The organism is Lacinutrix sp. MEBiC02595, assembly GCF_053601555.1.
Genome location: NZ_JBSHNU010000222.1, coordinates 687,442 through 704,567, shown reverse-complemented (window position 1 = coordinate 704,567; position 17,126 = coordinate 687,442). Strand labels below are relative to the sequence as shown.

Below are 17,126 nucleotides of genomic sequence, written 5' to 3'. Positions count from 1 at the left end.
GAGGAATTTCTTCGCGGTTTTGGGCATATTTGGACTTGATTTTGTTGGAGAAATAACCAAACTTCATTGGATATTGTATAAAACCATGGAAATGATTTCTCAGCAACGAACCTCCAATCCATCTACACAAACCTACTTCTTCGGAAAATTCTTCTGGATGTTTCTAATTAGGTTTTCTAAACCATTTAATTTTAAGGTATACACCGTTTCTAGCATTTCACCAAGTTTCCCTTTTGGGAATCCTTTGTTATGATACCAAACCACGTAATATTCTGGTAATTCTATTAAATATCTACCTTCATACTTACCAAAAGGCATTTTAGTATGTGCTAATTTTACAAGGAATTCTCTATCTGGCTGTAATTGCATGCCTATTGTTTAGATTTAAAGGTATCTAATTTGGCTAATTCGATTTCGATATGATTTTGCCAATGGGATTGTAGTTCGTAATTTCTAGAAAAATCGGTTTCTGCATCATACAGTTTTTGAAGATTAGAAAGCTCTTGATTAATCTCTTGATGTATTTTATCTAATTGCTTATTTAAAGCAGGTGATGCCTCTAATTGCGATACGCGTTGTCTAAACTTTCTAGCATACAACTCTGTAATATTAAAATGAAATTGCTCATGCGCTAAAATATGTCTATCCGCTATTTCTGCTTTATACCAAGATTTCTCCGGATAAAAATGCGCGAATATTTTCGTTTTAAAACCTACGACTTCGTTTTTTCTTGTTTTTTTAATGGAATAGCTAAACGTTATACCAGAAGCCGTTGTTGCTACTGCATCTGTATCTGTTTTTGAAGGTCCTTTAAAATCGCTCCAAGAAAGTTGGTACGATTCGCTCCAAGCAATTGTAGACTCTTCTTTATGAAGTGTGCCTATACAAAAACAGATAAGGACTATTCTTAAAAACATTTTATTTTGCTTCTACAATTTTTAAATCTTCATATTTTACAACGTAAATCGTATTGTTATAATATCCTCCGAAAAGGTTTTTATGATATGCGAATTTATTTTCTATGTATTCCGTTAGTGGAAATTCATTTACCGAAGTATACATATTATCGGAAGCCGAAAGACGTAAAACCACATCCATCATTAAATCGAAACCTCTAACTGCTGTTTTATTTGGAGTTGCTCCGTATTTTTTCTTGTACGCTTTAGCAAAACCATTATCATCATCTTCATTATAGGTTTTAGAAACGGTTGGGAAATGAAAATTAAGGTTTGATAAATGATAGTTTGAAATTTCATCATGCTCAAAGGCAGCATTCATATTGGTAGTTGCTAAAACAATTTTAGTATCGTCATTATTTAATGCGTTTAAAATACTAGTCACATTAGATACAAAAGTGTAATTTTCGGTTTCTAAAAAGATAATATTCTTTCCTGGTTTTAATTTACCAACAATATCACTTTCTAAAACATAATATGAATCTTTCCCGTCTTTATCTTTTCTAGAGTGTATTTGTGATGCCGTACCAACTTCTCTTTTTATCCCATTACTAGTTGCTGAATTTTTAGCGTCTGCAATAATAATGACATGACTTTTTGTACTATCTGCCTTAACAAAACTAATCATTTTTGTTTTTAATAAAGCGGAAGAAGGCATGGATTGAAATACGTTTTCTGATAATTTTAAATCCTTTAAATTAGGAGAAATTACCGGAATATTTTTCCCTTTTAAATGGGAAGCTACACGTTCGAAATTTTTAGTTATTAACGGACCAATAACCGCATCTGCATTTTCTAAATTTTTAGTACTTAATAAATTGGAAACTTCGCTTAATTCATTTTTAGTATCGTATACATCTACTTTTAAAGAAATCCCTAATTTTTTAAGCGAATCTACTGCCATTAAAACTCCGGAATGAAAATCTAAGGAAGTACCTAAAAAGTTATCGTTTTCAATTTTCTTTTTAGCATCATAAACAGAATCTGAATTCACTCTATTTAATTTAAAAGGCAATAGGATTGCAATGTTTTTAGTTTCGTAATTTCTAATTTTACTAACTAGACTGGAAGCAGCAGCCGTTGTACTATTCGCTAAAGATTCTCCTGTTTCTGTTATGTCACTAGAAAAAGGAATTTTTAAAACCATTCCTGATTTTAATCCTGTTTCTTTTAATATTGGGTTTAAAGCTTCTAATTCTTCTTGCTCTAATCCTAATTTGATTTTTAATCTATAAAAACCTTCTTTTGGTAACACCGAATAGTACGAATATCTTTCGTCAATTTGTTTTACCTCTTCTTTTTCTAGATTTGGCACTTGTATTATTTGTCCAACATCCAGTGTCGCAGACATATTAGGGTTTAGCGCTTCTAGTTCCGCTACTGTAATCGCAAATTTATACGCAATTCTCCATTTTCCTTCCTTTGGTAAAACCGCATAATCTTTAGTTGTTTTTACCGTTTCGACTACTGTTTTAGTTTTATATATTGGAATTTTTATTCGATCTCCTTTACGCAGGTTATTGGCATATAATGACGGATTATGTTTTTTAATTTCGGCTTGCTCTACATTATATTTTTTAGATAAACTGTACAGCGTTTCTTTACGTTTTACTTTATGTTCTTTAAAACTTTGAAACTCTCTTACAATTGTCGTTGTGGTTTCTGGCGTTGCTATTTTAGAATTTGGAATAATTAGAACCGCATTGTTCTTTAATTCTTTTTTAGCATCTGGATTTAATGCATATATCTCATACGGCGTTACCTGGTATTGTTTAGCAATAGCTTCAATAGTTTCTCCGGATTTTACTTTATGTGTTTTATAGTTTTGTGCTTGTGTTGTTGTTGCACAGCTGAATAATAAAACGAAACTGAATATGTATATTAAATTCTTCATATTAAATGCCTGTCTTTCGACGCTGCTCTAGATAAACTTAGCAGGTATCTTTTTTATTGATTCTTATCTTTATTAACAGTCCTAAACTTTGTACTGTTTACTTACATTAGTAAGTATGCTTGCGTTAAGGATTGATGCGATATCCTTTTGTTTTTTTTACAAAAGATAAAGCGGAAAGCCTGACTTTTTGTGATCCTGCAAGGTTTTAAAAACCTTGTAGGTATGAGCAAAAAGTAACGCCCAACTTCTCGATACTATTTTTTCGTGCCTCAAAAAAACACTCGAAGTGACGTTTTGTTATTCCCACTCAATGGTTGCTGGTGGCTTACTACTAATATCGTACACTACTCTATTAACGCCTTTTACTTTATTTATTATCTCGTTAGAGGTTTTTTGTAAAAATTCATACGGTAAATTTACCCAATCTGCCGTCATACCATCGGTACTTTCGACCGCTCGAAGTGCGACACATTTCTCATAGGTACGCTCATCGCCCATTACACCAACGCTATTTACAGGAAGAAGGATTGCTCCTGCTTGCCAAACGCTATCATAGAGATTCCATTTTCTTAGGTTGTCTATAAATACCGCGTCTACTTCTTGCAAAATACGTACTTTTTCTGGAGTGATATCTCCCAAAATACGGATGGCAAGTCCTGGTCCTGGAAATGGATGACGACCTAAAAGCGCCTTGTCCATTTGCATAGAAGCACCAACACGACGTACTTCATCTTTAAATAATGCTTTTAGTGGTTCTACAATTTTAAGCTTCATAAAGTCTGGCAAACCACCTACATTATGGTGACTTTTTATGGTTGCACTTGGTCCGCCAGTTGCAGAAACACTTTCTATAACATCTGGATAAATGGTTCCTTGTGCTAGCCATTTTACGTCTTCTATTTGGTGTGCTTCGTCATCAAACACTTCGATAAATACACGACCAATTGCTTTACGCTTTAATTCTGGATCACTCAATCCTGCAAGTGCATCCAAAAAGCGTGCCGAAGCATCTACTCCTTTTACATTTAAGCCCATGCCGCTGTATTGCTCTAATACGCTTTCGTATTCGTTTTTACGAAGTAAACCATTGTTTACAAAGATGCAATATAGGTTTTCACCAATGGCTTTATGCAGTAACATTGCAGCTACGGAAGAATCTACGCCTCCAGATAAACCGAGTACTACTTTATCGTTTTTTAATTTATCTTTTAGTGCTTGAACGCTTTCTTCTACAAAAGAATCTGGTGTCCAATCTTGGTCCAAACCTGCAATATGAACTAAGAAATTTTCTAGTAATTGTTTTCCGTCTGTAGAGTGATATACTTCTGGATGGAATTGTATCGCGTATGTTTTTTCGCCTTCAATTCTATATGCTGCATTTTCCACATCGTGCGTACTTGCTAAAAGCACACCGTTTGTTGGCAAGGTTTTTATGGTATCACTATGGCTCATCCATACTTGGCTTCCTTTAGAGATTTGGCTAAAAAATGCTTCGTCTTCTTTTACAAAACTTAAGTTAGCTCTACCATATTCTCTAGTGTTTGAAGGTGCTACTTCACCACCAGAAAAATGTGCTAAGTATTGCGCGCCATAACAAACGGTTAATAAAGGTTTATGGCCTCTAATTTTAGATAAATCTGGGTGTAATACGTCTTCTCCTCTTACAGAATTTGGACTACCAGAAAGGATTACAGCTTTGTAATCTTCTATGTTTGCAGGAATTTTATTGAATGGATGTATTTCGGATAAGATGTTAAGCTCTCTAACTCTACGCGCAATTAGTTGTGTGTATTGCGATCCGAAATCTAATATAAGTACCTTGTTGTGTTGCATGCGCAAAAATAGGAATTGATTTTTTAATCGGGAACGATACGTAAACTTTTTTAATAGAATTTTAGGTACTTGTTTTTTTGGAAGTTGAAAATATGGGTAAAAACGATGTTCTCGCGAAGGCGTAGCGTAGAAAAGTGAATGATTATTAAGATTCACGGAGAAATCTATTCCTCTCGAAGGCGTAAAGGTGCTAAGTTGAAATCGATAACTCGGACTGTTCACTGAACACGGATCGCTACTCACTAAAGACCTTTCGACTGCGCTCCAGGTGACATTAAAACTACATGGAAAGAAATAATAGGTAAAAAGGAAAATCGTTTACTCTGTACAAAGAATTACGACTACAAACCTCTTCTACATCGTAATTATAGTGAAATCGCCTTGTAACGGTTTTAACTCTTCTATTAATTTTGGCACTAATTGCTCTCCGAATTCTAAATACAGTTCCGAGAAATTGGTGTTACGTTCTTGTAAACTCGCATTCGGAAACAGCTCATTTTGCAGTTCGGTCATGCGTTCTACTTGATCTTTTAGTTTCCTTTTTTGTGCGGTAAGCAAACGTTTCTCTAGGTGTTGCAATCCGTTTATTTGCTTTTTTTCTTGTGCTGCAACTGCGCCTATAAAAGAGGTATCTGTTTGTTCGGCTAAAGTATATAAATCTTTAAACTGCGCTTGCAATTCTTTTAATTGCTCAGAAAAATCGATATCGATATTAGAAATTTGTCGTACTTTTTTATTAATAAAAGCATCTCGTTTTAAAAATAAATCTTCATTAGATATGTTAAGTTTACTTAATTTACCCGCTTGCTTTTCGGTTTTTATTAAAGCAGAATTTCTTAGTAATAGCATTGGAAAAGGCACTTTTACGACTTCAAAATAATCTTTTAATTGCAACCAATATGCAAGTTCACCTCCACCACCTGTATAACAAAGGTTTGGCAGAATTACTTCTTGATATAAAGGCCGCATGATTACATTAGGACTAAAGCGTTGCGGGAAGTCTGAGACTTCTTTTAGTATCTCATTCTTACTCCACGTAATATCTGTATTCAGCACTTTATAGGCTTCATCTTCAAAAACGATTCGCTCTCTAAGGTTTTTATTTAAGTAGAATAAATTTATTTCTCTCGGGTTTACCTGAATTTTACTAACGCTGGATAATGCTTCAAGTCGTTTATTGGTTTCCGAAACCGTTTTAAAAGAAGTTTGATTTAAGAGTTCCTCTTCGATATAAGGAACAAATAATTGTTTTAAATCTTTAGTATTTGCTTCTACAATTACCAAACCATATTCGGCAAACAAAGCATTTGCTAAATAAAGTGTTGCATCTGCTAAATTATCATGTTTTAAATATGCCGATTGAAATAGTTCTCTTAAGGTTTCTGCATTTTTCCCAGAACCAAGTTCTTTAGTAAAAACATCAAATACATCATCTAAGCCTTCGGTAGAAAGTTCTCCAACGGCTCCAGATGCATTTCTATTCCACTGAACTTTTTTTCCTTTGAAGTTGAAATAATTAATTTCTTCAAAATCGTGATCTTCGGTTGCCATCCAGTAGATTGGCACAAAATTACTCTCTGGATATTCTTGTTTTAATTGCGCCGCTAGATTGATAACAGAAACAATTTTAAATAAGAAATACAATGGTCCTGTAAACAAGTTTAATTGATGTCCTGTTGTAATTGTAAAGGTATTATCTAGTTTTAGGTCTTCAATATTTTGAAGGGTTTTCACTGAAACTTCCGTGTTCTCATATTGCTTTTTTAAGGCTTCCGACAAAATAATTCTAGACTCCGATTTAACAGATGCTGTTTTCTCTTCTATTTGCTTTTTAAAATTCTCTAGCTTCGGAAAATTATTATAAAAAGGTTGTAGTTCCTTATTTTCCTCTAAATAATCACAGATTAAAGAGGAGAAATAGTTGGTTTTTTTAAAAGCAATACATTCTGTTGGCATAGTAAACTTCAATATTTAAGGTAAAGATACAGTGTTTTATTCTTTAATTTCAGATATTTTATTTTCACTTTTAAATCTAATAAATCATAATAAAAAGGAAATATCTTATCTTTAGTCTCTTAAATCTATTAGTCCTTAAAATATTTTTAATGAAAAAAACTGTTATTCTTTTCCCGTTTCTTCTTTTAGCGACATTCTTCGTTTTTCAAGACTGTCACAAAAATGAAGAAAAATCTAATACTTTTATACAAAAAAATGTTAATACTAATGCAATTACCATAATGCCTTTAGGCGATTCTAGAGTGGAAGGCGCTACTCGCAATTCTGTAAGTTACCGATATGATTTATGGAAAAACTTGATTTCTAACCAATGGAACATTGATTATGTTGGTACTCAAAATGACAATACTTCGTATCCTTTATTACTAGGAAAGTCTTTTGACCCCGATCATGAAGGTATTGGCGGGTTTAAAAGCGAAGATCTTTTAGAAAACATAGAAGATGTTATTGCAGATGTAGGAACTCCAGATGTTGTTTTATTAGGTATTGGCGGAAATGATTTAGTTAGAAATATTCCGGTGGAAGAAGTTATAGATAACATCAACCAAACCATCGATATTTTACAAAACAGCAATGCGAATATTACTATATTTTTAGAACGTATTGCACCTGGAAGATCCAATGTAATGACACCAGAAGGTATTGTTGTCTATAATTTATTTATTGAAAACCTAGCCACTGTTGCCAATGAGCAAACCAATGATTCTTCTAAAGTTATTCTAGTAGATATGTCTAGTAATTGGACCGATGCGTATATGGCTGATAATTTACATTACAACGAATTAGGAGCAAAAGAAATTGCAACTAGATACTTTGAAGCTATTGTAGAGAATTTAGAAAAATAACCATTCACCATACAGATACTCTATAAAACAGTGATTACAAATTAAAACTATTGCAACACAATTTTATGTATAGAAGTACTTGTTTCTGTTTTAATACTTACAATATAGCATCTGCACCCTTAAACACTAGAGAACCTTATAAGCTTTTAAAAAGCAACATTTTAAACCTTGTTTTTTTCTATTAAAAAATATCCTTTTTATTTCCTACGCAATACCTACTTATTTATAATTAAGAGCTATAAATAATGGATGAAAGCAAAAAAAAGGCAAGCTATTCGCTTGCCTTTTTTTTTAAAATTTATTTCTTAGTTAAATTACCTCACCATAAAGATCAAAATCTTCTGCTTCTGTAATTTTCACCGTTACAAACTCTGCTGTTTTTAAATAGGTTTTTGTAGCGTCGATAAGCACTTCGTTATCTACATCTGGAGAATCAAATTCTGTTCTACCCACAAAATAGTTTCCTTCTTTTCTATCGATAACTACTTTTAATTCTTGACCTACTTTTTGCTGATTCAATTCCCAAGAAATTTGCGATTGAATTTCCATGATTTGGTTCGCTCTATCCGTTTTCACTTCTTGCGGCACATCATCTTCTAAATTAAAAGCGTGTGTGTTCTCTTCATGTGAATAAGTAAAACATCCTAAACGTTCAAAACGCATATCTTGAACCCATTGTTTTAATTCTTGGAAGTTCTCTTCGGTTTCACCAGGATAACCAACAATTAGGGTTGTTCTAATCGTCATATTTGGGACCGCTTCACGAAACTGTCCAATAAGTTTTGTCGTTTTTTCTTTAGTAGTACCACGACGCATACTTTTAAGAATAGTATCTGAAATATGCTGTAACGGAATATCTAAATAGTTACACACTTTAGCTTCGCGATTCATAACATCTAACACATCTAAAGGAAATCCTGTTGGAAATGCATAATGCAAACGAATCCACTCTATACCTTCAACCTTTACAAGGTTTTCTAAAAGTTCGGCTAAGTTTCTTTTTTTATAAATATCTAAACCATAATAGGTTAAATCTTGCGCAATAAGAATAAGTTCTTTAACGCCATTTGCTGCTAATTTTTCCGCTTCAATAACCAACTCTTCAATTGGTGTACTTTTATGTTTTCCACGCATTAATGGAATGGCACAAAAACTACAAGGTCTGTCGCAACCTTCCGCAATTTTTAAATACGCATAATTTTTTGGCGTAGTAGTTAAACGCTCACCAATTAACTCATGTTTATAATCTGCACCTAAAGCTTTTAACAAAGCAGGTAATTCTGTAGTACCAAAATAGGCATCTACATTAGGAATTTCTTTTTGTAAATCTGGTTTATATCTTTCCGAAAGACAACCAGTAACAAATACTTTATCGACTTCTCCTGCTTCTTTTTTCTGCATGAAATCCAGAATAGTATTTACACTTTCCTCTTTCGCATTATTAATAAAACCACAGGTATTTATAACCACGACATTTCCTTCCTCTTCATGAACAACGTCTTTTCCATTGGCTTTCAGTTGCCCCATTAACACTTCACTATCGTACACATTTTTACTGCATCCCAAAGTGATAACGTTGATTTTATTTTTTTTAAGCGTCTTTGTTCTCATATTCATTCCCCACGAAAGTGGAAATTTCGTTAATTAATACTATCTTTTTTCAGGCTGCAAAGATACAACCTTAATTAAAGCTTTTATATATTTAACAGTCTTAAATTAAAACCACCAGATAAATTCATTGCGGACACGAACCCTAATACGACTTCCATATATTTTCCACCAATGGCTTCTAATACTTGGGAAACTAATTTTATTTCTGAAATTGGCTGGAACGAAAACGGCTTACAGCCTCTATTGTATTTTTTAGAAGATAAAAACACCAAAAGTTTTATTCTGCTTTACAACGGAAAAATTATTGTAGAAAAATAGATGAATGGGTATACATCCTCTTCTTCATGGTATTGGGCAAGTGCAGGAAAAACGCTAACCGCTACATTAATAGGAATTGCGGAAGAGGAAGAATTAATAGATACAAATAATAAAGTATCTGATTATTTAGGAACTGGTTGGACAAGCGCCTCCCTAGAAAAAGAAAACTAAATAACTTGTAAAAATGTTCTAACCATGACTTCTGGCTTGGACGATAGTTTAGGAGATGCTATTTCACCACCCAACTTACAATACCTTGCAGATGCTGGTCAAAGTTGGGCCTACCATAATGTGTATTTTAAATTACAAGATGTCGTTGCACAAGCAAGTAGTCAAACATGGACTAGTTATTTTAATACAAAACTAAAAGACCCTATCGGCATGGCTGGAGCTTGGATTCCTTTAGGTGATTTAAATGTGTATTGGAGTAATACCAGAAGCATGGCGCGTTTTGGTTTATTAATTTCGGCTAACGGAAAATGGAAAAACACACCAATGGTATCTTCAAATTATCTTAACCAAGCTACCAAAACCTCACAAAGCATAAATGAATCTTATGGTTATTTATGGTGGCTGAATGGAAAAACAAGCTATCATTTACAAGCTACACCATTTGAATTTTCGGGTTCATTAATTCCGAACGCACCAAACGACATGTATGCACCTTTGGGGAAAAATGACCAAAAGATTTATGTAGTCCCAAGTAAAAGATTAGTGGTTATTCGTATGGGAGAAGCTGCCGATGAATCTAACTTTGTGCTTTCTAATTTTGATAATGATCTTTGGGAAAGAATAAACGCTATAATTAACGAATAGCCGTTTTCTGCGACCATTTTTTTTATTTAAATGCAATTTCTATATTCGCGTCTGAAAAATCTTATATACCTTTTTATGAAAAAAATTATTTTATTATTTACAATCTCTTTATTTATATTGAGTTGCGGTAGCGATGACTCTGGAGACTCGAACAACTGTTCTACACCAGGAGGCTTATATGTTTCGAATTTAACAAACACAACAGCATCACTTTCTTGGAACTCTAATGTAAATTCTTCTTTATATCAAGTAGAATATGGCACTTTAGGATTTAGTCTAGGCAATGGAACCACTTTAACTATTCCAGAGACCTATGCAGATGTAACCAATTTACAACCGCAAACCCAATACGCATTCTATGCTAGAGTATTTTGTAATGAGACCAATGGTTACAGCAATTGGGCTGGACCTTTTTCTTTTGTAACTTTAGAGAACAATCCTTATTGTGATGCACCTACTAATTTAGCTGTTGATTTATATCCAGATTCTGTAACGCATGAACATATTGATTTAACTTGGTCCAATGGCGAATACGGAGGATCTCAAATACAATATGGCACCCAAGGATTTACTTTTGGTAATGGTACTACAGAAACCATAACGGATAGCTACCCTAGTTATAAAAGAATTAACGGATTGAATGCGGATACGGCATACGATTTTTATATCCGTAATAGTTGTAATGTAAGTGGGTATAGCACTTGGACAGGACCATTTACATATAGTACTTTAGAAAACCCTACAAACCCTAATTGTGTGGATCCTACTGTTTTTACATCTAATGGAACAGGGACCGATGCTAGCGGAAGTAAGTATTTTAATTTTTCATGGTCACATCCAAACTCTCAAAATAGTTGGGAAGTAGCCCGCATAATAGCAGGAACAACATTTAATGAATCTACTGCAAACCTAACAGCGACATCCTATGATAGCGTTAGAATAACTTATGCATCCTCTATCTCTGGTCAAGCTTACGATTTTTTCGTACGTGCCAATTGTGGTGGAACAAATGGATATAGCGCCTGGGTTGGACCATTAACTGTTACTGCACAATAGTCCTTATTTTACAAACATAAAAAAGCCTTAAGAAATTCTTAAGGCTTTTTTTATATGTGGATATTTATTTTTATTTGAAGAATGAATCTACAAATTCGAATTTATTAAATACTTGAAGATCTTCAATACCTTCTCCAACTCCGATATATTTTACAGGAATTTGAAATTGATCACTAATACCAATTACCACACCTCCTTTTGCTGTACCATCTAATTTAGTAACTGCTAAACTGGTAACTTCTGTTGCTGCTGTAAATTGTTTTGCTTGCTCGAAAGCATTTTGTCCAGTAGAACCATCCAATACTAAAAGTACATCATGTGGCGCGTCTAAAATTACTTTTTGCATGACACGCTTTACTTTAGTAAGCTCATTCATCAAGTTTATCTTGTTGTGTAAACGTCCTGCAGTATCAATTATAATAACATCTGCATTTTGGTTAACTCCAGATTCTAAGGCATCAAAAGCTACAGAAGCAGGATCACTTCCCATTTCTTGACGTATCATTGGCACATCTACTCTATCTGCCCAAACTTGCAATTGTTCTATTGCTGCTGCACGAAAAGTATCTGCTGCACCGAGCACTACTTTTAATCCTTGTTTTTTAAACTGATATGCTAATTTACCAATGGTTGTCGTTTTACCAACGCCATTTACTCCAACTACCATAAGTACATAAGGCGTTTTACTTCCGTCTGCTTGATTTGGTAATTTAGGAATCGTGTATTCTGTTTCTTCACCAGAATGCGTTTCACTTAATAATGCTGCAATTTCTTCGCGAAGTATTTTATTTAGTTCATCGGTACCTAAGTATTTGTCTTTGGCAACGCGCTCTTCAATTCGTGTAATGACCTTTAGTGTTGTGTTTACGCCAACATCGCTAGATACTAGTACTTCTTCTAAATTATCTAAAACGTCTTCATCTACTTTAGATTTTCCAGCTACCGCTTTACTTAATTTACCTAAAAAATTAGAGCTAGATTTCTCTAAACCTTTGTCTAATGTTTCTTTTTTTTCTGAAGAAAATATTTTTTTAAAAAAACTCATCGTTGTTTTGTTGTTTGTTATTTAGTGGTGAAGTTGTTGCTTCACGTATTTCTGCGTTAAGGATTGCAGCGACATACTTTTTGCTTTTTCTGCAAAAAGATATAGCGGAAAGCCTGACCTTTAGGTAACGCCAAAATGTAATAACAATAGTTGAGCCTTTTTTAAGTTACTGAAATATTGTCATTAATCTGAAATGTAAATATAAAACAAAAGCCGCTTTCTTTAAGAAAGCAGCTTTAAAATATCTTTTTTTAAGTAGACTTATTTTTTTGCTAAAAAATCAGCTACTAAATCTGGTGCCATTACAGACTCTACAAACATGTAAGCTCCTGTTTTTGGAGACTTAACCATTTTGATTGCCTTTGTTAATCTTTTTGCAGATGTTTGTAATGATGCTACGGTTTTCTTTGCCATGACGTATAGTTTTAGTATTCTATAAAAGAATATTATTTAATTTCTTTGTGAACAGTCATTTTCTTTAAGGTAGAATTGAATTTTTTAATTTCCATTCTATCTGGAGTGTTCTTTTTGTTCTTTGTTGTAATATAACGAGAAGTTCCTGGTAAACCAGTTGCTTTGTGCTCTGTGCACTCTAATATCACTTGTACTCTGTTACCTTTTCTTGCCATTTTCTTAAGCTTTTAAATGCGGCTATTATTTTATAAAACCTTTGGTTCTTGCTTCTTTTAAAGCAGCAGAAATACCTATTTTATTAATAGTTTTTAATGCTGATGTAGATATTTTTAATGTAATCCACTTATCTTCCTCTGGAATAAAAAAGCGCTTTTTGATTAAATTCGCATCAAATGTGCGTTTAGTTCTATTCATTGCGTGAGACACGTTGTTTCCAACCATTGCCTTCTTTCCTGTAAGTTCACAAACTCTTGACATTGTTCTAAATGTATTATTGTTATTTCAAAACGAGGTGCAAATATACAAATTCTTTACGTTTCCCCAATCTTATTCTTATCTATTTTTTAAAATTTCTTTTTGAAGCATTTCAAAAGCCTTATTTACAGCTTTATTTATCACTTTTATTCTAGGTTTTCCAAAGGTGAATTTTTGAGAATATACGGTATCTTTTGTTGCAATTGCAATAAAAACGGTTCCAACTTCTTCATCGGTATCGTCTTTTGTTGGCCCTGCATTTCCAGTTGTAGCTATTGCAAAGTCGGTTTTAAATAGTTGCAAAACATTTAATGCCATTGCTTCTGCTACCTCAGCACTTACAACCGTATGTTTTGCAATAAGCTCCTCTGGCACTTTTAGCACCTCTATTTTTATTTGTGTTGCATAGCTTACCACGCTTCCCTTAAAGTACGATGACGCTCCTGATATTGACGTTATACGTTCTGCTATTTTTCCGCCAGTACAACTTTCTGCTGTTGCTAAAGTTTGGTTACTAAAAGTTAATTCTTTTGCAATTAAAGCTTCTAAGGATTCTTCTTGATCTTCAAAACCTGTAAAATATTCTTCTATTTGCGGAAGTAATAAACGAATTTGCTCGTCTACTTCTTTTATTATTTCTTCTTTATTGTCTCCTTTTGCAGAAAGACGTAAACGTACTTTCCCTAAATTGGGTAAGTATGCCAATTTAATATGTTTTGGCAAATTATCTTCCCAAACTTCTATTCTTTCCGCTAAACTACTTTCTCCTAAACCATAAGTAAGCAAGGTTTTATGCAGTATAAATGGGCATTTATATTTTTTTTGAAGCCTTGGTACCACTTCATTATCTATTAATGCTTCCATCTCAAAAGGAACTCCTGGAAGTGAAATAAAGGTTTTATTTCCTTTTTCTAGCCACATTCCTGGAGCACTACCAACAGTATTCATTAAAGCGGTTGCTTTACTTGGTATTAAGGCTTGGTCTATATTAACTTGGGTAAGTGGTTGCTTTATATATTTCTCCCAAAGGAGCTCTATATTCTTTAAAACTGCTGCATTTTGTACAAGCGTATCTTGAAAGTAAGTTGCAATGGTTTTTTTTGTAATATCATCTTTTGTTGGACCTAATCCACCAGTGACTATAATGATATCTGCGTTTTCTTCTGCTTCGCGTAGTGACTTTAAAATATGTTCTTTATCGTCTTGAACCGAAGTTATTTGATAAACAGATACACCAATTTTATTTAGTTGCTGTGCAATAAATGCGGAATTGGAATCTATTATTTGACCTATAAGAATTTCGTCTCCTATGGTTATTATTTCTGCTTGCATTATAAATTAAAGTCGGAACGGATTTCGTCTGAAGCTTGTTTTACTGCCGCAAGTACAATTTGTAGTTTAGGAAGTATATCTACCCCTTTTTTTTCATGTTTTCCCCAGTCTTGCACTTCTATCAAGTCCTCCAAAACTCCCAACTCGAACATATCTATAGTTGGTTTCATCTTATGCGCAACTTGATATGTTGCAAGATGGTTGTTGTTTTCTACAGACTCTTTTAAAACTTGCGCATCTGCAGGAACCTCTTCTAAAAAAGTTTGTGCTAATATATTAATGAACTCTTCATCTCCTTCTGCTAGTTCACGTACTCGAAATAATTTGTAATGTTGTTCCATTTATTTTACTGTTATTGAAAACATTTGCGTGTTTTCTATACATCCTACTAGTTTGTCATTTGCAATGACCTTGCCAACTCCTGCCGGAGTTCCCGTAAATATAATATCTCCAATCTTTAAAGTAAAATATTTTGACACATATTCTATAATTTCATCAATTTTCCAAAGCATATGACTTGTATTTCCTTGCTGTACAAGGGTTTCATTTTTTTGAAGTGAAAAATTTAAATTATCTACATCTGGAAATTGCGTTTTATCTAACCAATCCCCTATTACTGCTGCTCCGTCAAAGGATTTCGCTTTCTCCCAAGGCAAGCCTTTTTCTTTTAATTGCTTCTGTAAATCACGCGCTGTAAAGTCTATTCCTAGTCCGATTTGATCATAATATTTATGTGCAAACTTTTTTTGAATATGCTTTCCCACTTTATTGATTTTCACTAGAATTTCTACTTCGTGATGCACATCCTGTGAAAAATCTGGAATAAAAAACGGTTGCTTTTTTAGTAAAATAGCAGTGTCCGGTTTTAAAAAAACCACAGGATCTGTTGGCTTTTCATTTTCCAGTTCTTTAATATGGTCTGTGTAATTTCTTCCTATACAGATTAATTTCATGGTAAATTCTTAATTTTTCATTCCCATGAAAATGGGAATCTTATTTTTAAATTACGATGCGGCTTCATATGAATTCCCAACTTCGCAGGAATAACAATTAGCCTAACTTATTATTTAGAGATCTTAACTTTATTGCTGTAAGCACTTTTTTTGTATACAACGGAAAGTCAGCATTTAGCAACCAACCAAAGTAACCAGGTTCATCCTTTAACACATCTACAACACGTTTATTTTTATGTTTCCCAAAAGAGAAACACTCTTCTCCTTTTTTATTAAAAGCAAGAAATCCAGCAAAATCTGCAAACTTTTTACGAGAGCTAAATTCGGCAAGAAACTTCGTGTCATTTTCTAGCTCATCATATTTTTCTATTTGTGCTTTTAAAACTTCAAAGGTTGCATTTGTATCTGCTTCTGCACTATGCGCATCTGTTAAATCTTTATCGCAATAAAACTTATATGCGGCAACTAGTGTACGTTGTTCCATTTTATGAAAAATGGTTTGCACATCTACAGAGGCTCTATTTTTCATATCAAAATCCATATCTGCACGAAGCATTTCTTCAGCTAAAAGGGGAATATCAAAACGATTCGAATTAAACCCTCCTAAATCGGAATCTTTAATTACATTATGGATCTCTTTTGCAAGCTCCTTGAAGGTTGGTTTATCTGCTACATCTTCATCAGAAATACCGTGAATTAACGTTACTTCTTCTGGAATATGCATTTCCGGATTGACTTTCCAAGTGTTACTTTCTTGCTTTCCGTCAGGAAAAACTTTTAAAATAGAAATCTCTACTATTCTGTCTTTTGAAATATTAATTCCTGTTGTTTCTAAGTCGAAAAAACAAATTGGTTTTATTAAATTTAAATTCATTAGTTTGGAATGGTTTATGCAAATATACTTTTTATTATATTTATTTTTTAATCCATAACTAATAATGAAAAAAACTACATTTTATTTTCTACTCTTTTTTGTTTCCGCATTCAGTTTTGCACAAAATAACCATGCACATATTTCTATTAAAAAAAAGGAAAAAGGGAAACGAGTAGATGTTTACGCCGTTAATTCAAGCAATACGGATTATGAGGTTTTCATAAAAATCAATGCTGTTGGGTTTAGAAAATCCGCTGAAAACATGGTTACAAAAGCGGTTCCTGCTAAATCGGAAGTGAAAATGGCTTCGCTAATTAGAATCTCTGATGATTCTAACGTTACTTTCGGCATGATAGTTAATGAAATTGGACACGATACGGAAAAAGTAGCCAATGCAATTGATTTCACTTTTGACGAAAACAAAAAGAACAAACCAGTTATTATTTTTGTGAAAGACTATTGCAGTTTATGCGAAAGCACTATTAAATTATTTAGCGATAATAATATTGTACATACCATTTATAATATAGATGAAGACAAAGAGTACTATCAGAAAATACAACAAGAGCTTTTAAACCGAAAAAATGATAAAACGTCACTTGTTCCTATAATAGAAGTGGAAGACTCTATTTACAATAGATTAGAAAGCAGAGACAAATTGATTAAAGCGTTAAAGAATCATTTTTAAT

Annotated in this window: 20 protein-coding genes; 6 read left to right on the top strand and 14 right to left on the bottom strand. The window is 33.3% G+C overall.

Annotated features, from left to right (window positions below; translation table 11 throughout):
- Positions 1–132: 132 nt before the first annotated feature.
- From ACVCZW_RS13030 to bshC, 5 genes are all read right to left on the bottom strand, one after another.
- Positions 133–369 (bottom strand): DUF3820 family protein, encoded by a 237-nt coding sequence (locus ACVCZW_RS13030; protein ID WP_452228148.1) that lies wholly within the window; start codon positions 367–369, stop codon positions 133–135.
- A gap of 2 nt (positions 370–371) precedes the next feature.
- On the bottom strand, positions 372–917 hold the full coding sequence (locus ACVCZW_RS13025; protein ID WP_452232608.1) for a DUF922 domain-containing protein: 546 nt from the start codon (positions 915–917) through the stop codon (positions 372–374).
- 1 nt (position 918) lies between these two features.
- Complete coding sequence (locus tag ACVCZW_RS13020) at positions 919–2,850, bottom strand: LysM peptidoglycan-binding domain-containing protein (RefSeq protein ID WP_452228150.1); 1,932 nt, start codon at positions 2,848–2,850, stop codon at positions 919–921.
- Positions 2,851–3,147: 297 nt separating this feature from the next.
- Positions 3,148–4,683: a glutamine-hydrolyzing GMP synthase gene (gene guaA, locus ACVCZW_RS13015; protein ID WP_452228151.1), complete on the bottom strand. Its 1,536-nt coding sequence runs from the start codon at positions 4,681–4,683 to the stop codon at positions 3,148–3,150.
- 354 nt (positions 4,684–5,037) lie between these two features.
- Positions 5,038–6,639: a bacillithiol biosynthesis cysteine-adding enzyme BshC gene (gene bshC, locus ACVCZW_RS13010; protein WP_452232607.1), complete on the bottom strand. Its 1,602-nt coding sequence runs from the start codon at positions 6,637–6,639 to the stop codon at positions 5,038–5,040.
- Positions 6,640–6,788: 149 nt separating this feature from the next.
- On the opposite strand from bshC, the gene ACVCZW_RS13005 reads away from it, so the two are divergent.
- Positions 6,789–7,544, top strand: coding sequence for an SGNH/GDSL hydrolase family protein (locus tag ACVCZW_RS13005; protein WP_452232606.1), 756 nt, complete (start codon positions 6,789–6,791; stop codon positions 7,542–7,544).
- A 309-nt stretch (positions 7,545–7,853) separates the two neighbouring features.
- On the opposite strand, the gene rimO is transcribed toward ACVCZW_RS13005, so the two are convergent.
- Positions 7,854–9,155: a 30S ribosomal protein S12 methylthiotransferase RimO gene (gene rimO, locus ACVCZW_RS13000; protein ID WP_452228154.1), complete on the bottom strand. Its 1,302-nt coding sequence runs from the start codon at positions 9,153–9,155 to the stop codon at positions 7,854–7,856.
- Positions 9,156–9,326: 171 nt separating this feature from the next.
- Between rimO and ACVCZW_RS12995 the strand changes: the two genes are divergently transcribed.
- From ACVCZW_RS12995 to ACVCZW_RS12980, 4 genes are all read left to right on the top strand, one after another.
- Positions 9,327–9,473 (top strand): hypothetical protein, encoded by a 147-nt coding sequence (locus ACVCZW_RS12995; protein ID WP_452228155.1) that lies wholly within the window; start codon positions 9,327–9,329, stop codon positions 9,471–9,473.
- Positions 9,474–9,644, top strand: coding sequence for a hypothetical protein (locus ACVCZW_RS12990; protein WP_452228156.1), 171 nt, complete (start codon positions 9,474–9,476; stop codon positions 9,642–9,644).
- Positions 9,645–10,289, top strand: coding sequence for a serine hydrolase domain-containing protein (locus tag ACVCZW_RS12985; protein WP_452228242.1), 645 nt, complete (start codon positions 9,645–9,647; stop codon positions 10,287–10,289).
- A 75-nt stretch (positions 10,290–10,364) separates the two neighbouring features.
- Positions 10,365–11,345, top strand: a complete 981-nt coding sequence (locus ACVCZW_RS12980; protein ID WP_452228157.1) for a fibronectin type III domain-containing protein — start codon at positions 10,365–10,367, stop codon at positions 11,343–11,345.
- Positions 11,346–11,415: 70 nt separating this feature from the next.
- Here the strand turns inward: ACVCZW_RS12980 and ftsY are convergent, their stop codons facing one another.
- From ftsY to ACVCZW_RS12940, 8 genes are all read right to left on the bottom strand, one after another.
- Positions 11,416–12,390, bottom strand: a complete 975-nt coding sequence (ftsY, locus tag ACVCZW_RS12975; RefSeq protein WP_452228158.1) for a signal recognition particle-docking protein FtsY — start codon at positions 12,388–12,390, stop codon at positions 11,416–11,418.
- 261 nt (positions 12,391–12,651) lie between these two features.
- On the bottom strand, positions 12,652–12,804 hold the full coding sequence (locus tag ACVCZW_RS12970) for a DUF4295 domain-containing protein (protein ID WP_452228159.1): 153 nt from the start codon (positions 12,802–12,804) through the stop codon (positions 12,652–12,654).
- A gap of 32 nt (positions 12,805–12,836) precedes the next feature.
- Complete coding sequence (gene rpmG, locus ACVCZW_RS12965; RefSeq protein WP_055445230.1) at positions 12,837–13,019, bottom strand: 50S ribosomal protein L33; 183 nt, start codon at positions 13,017–13,019, stop codon at positions 12,837–12,839.
- A gap of 25 nt (positions 13,020–13,044) precedes the next feature.
- Positions 13,045–13,281 carry a 50S ribosomal protein L28 gene (gene rpmB, locus ACVCZW_RS12960; RefSeq protein WP_055445229.1) on the bottom strand — a complete coding sequence of 79 codons (237 nt, stop codon included), beginning with the start codon at positions 13,279–13,281 and terminating at the stop codon, positions 13,045–13,047.
- Between the two features lie 75 nt (positions 13,282–13,356).
- Complete coding sequence (locus tag ACVCZW_RS12955; protein WP_452228160.1) at positions 13,357–14,610, bottom strand: competence/damage-inducible protein A; 1,254 nt, start codon at positions 14,608–14,610, stop codon at positions 13,357–13,359.
- Positions 14,610–14,951, bottom strand: a complete 342-nt coding sequence (locus ACVCZW_RS12950) for an Hpt domain-containing protein (protein WP_452228161.1) — start codon at positions 14,949–14,951, stop codon at positions 14,610–14,612. The genes ACVCZW_RS12955 and ACVCZW_RS12950 overlap by 1 nt, the downstream gene beginning before the upstream one ends.
- The gene (locus tag ACVCZW_RS12945) at positions 14,952–15,563 is read right to left on the bottom strand and encodes a fumarylacetoacetate hydrolase family protein (RefSeq protein WP_452228162.1); all 612 of its coding nucleotides are present in this window, start codon (positions 15,561–15,563) and stop codon (positions 14,952–14,954) included.
- Positions 15,564–15,660: 97 nt separating this feature from the next.
- Positions 15,661–16,437 (bottom strand): exonuclease domain-containing protein, encoded by a 777-nt coding sequence (locus ACVCZW_RS12940; protein ID WP_452228163.1) that lies wholly within the window; start codon positions 16,435–16,437, stop codon positions 15,661–15,663.
- A 64-nt stretch (positions 16,438–16,501) separates the two neighbouring features.
- Here ACVCZW_RS12940 and ACVCZW_RS12935 point away from each other — a divergent pair, with 64 nt between their 5' ends.
- Positions 16,502–17,125 (top strand): glutaredoxin family protein, encoded by a 624-nt coding sequence (locus ACVCZW_RS12935; protein WP_452232605.1) that lies wholly within the window; start codon positions 16,502–16,504, stop codon positions 17,123–17,125.
- Position 17,126: the final 1 nt, after the last annotated feature.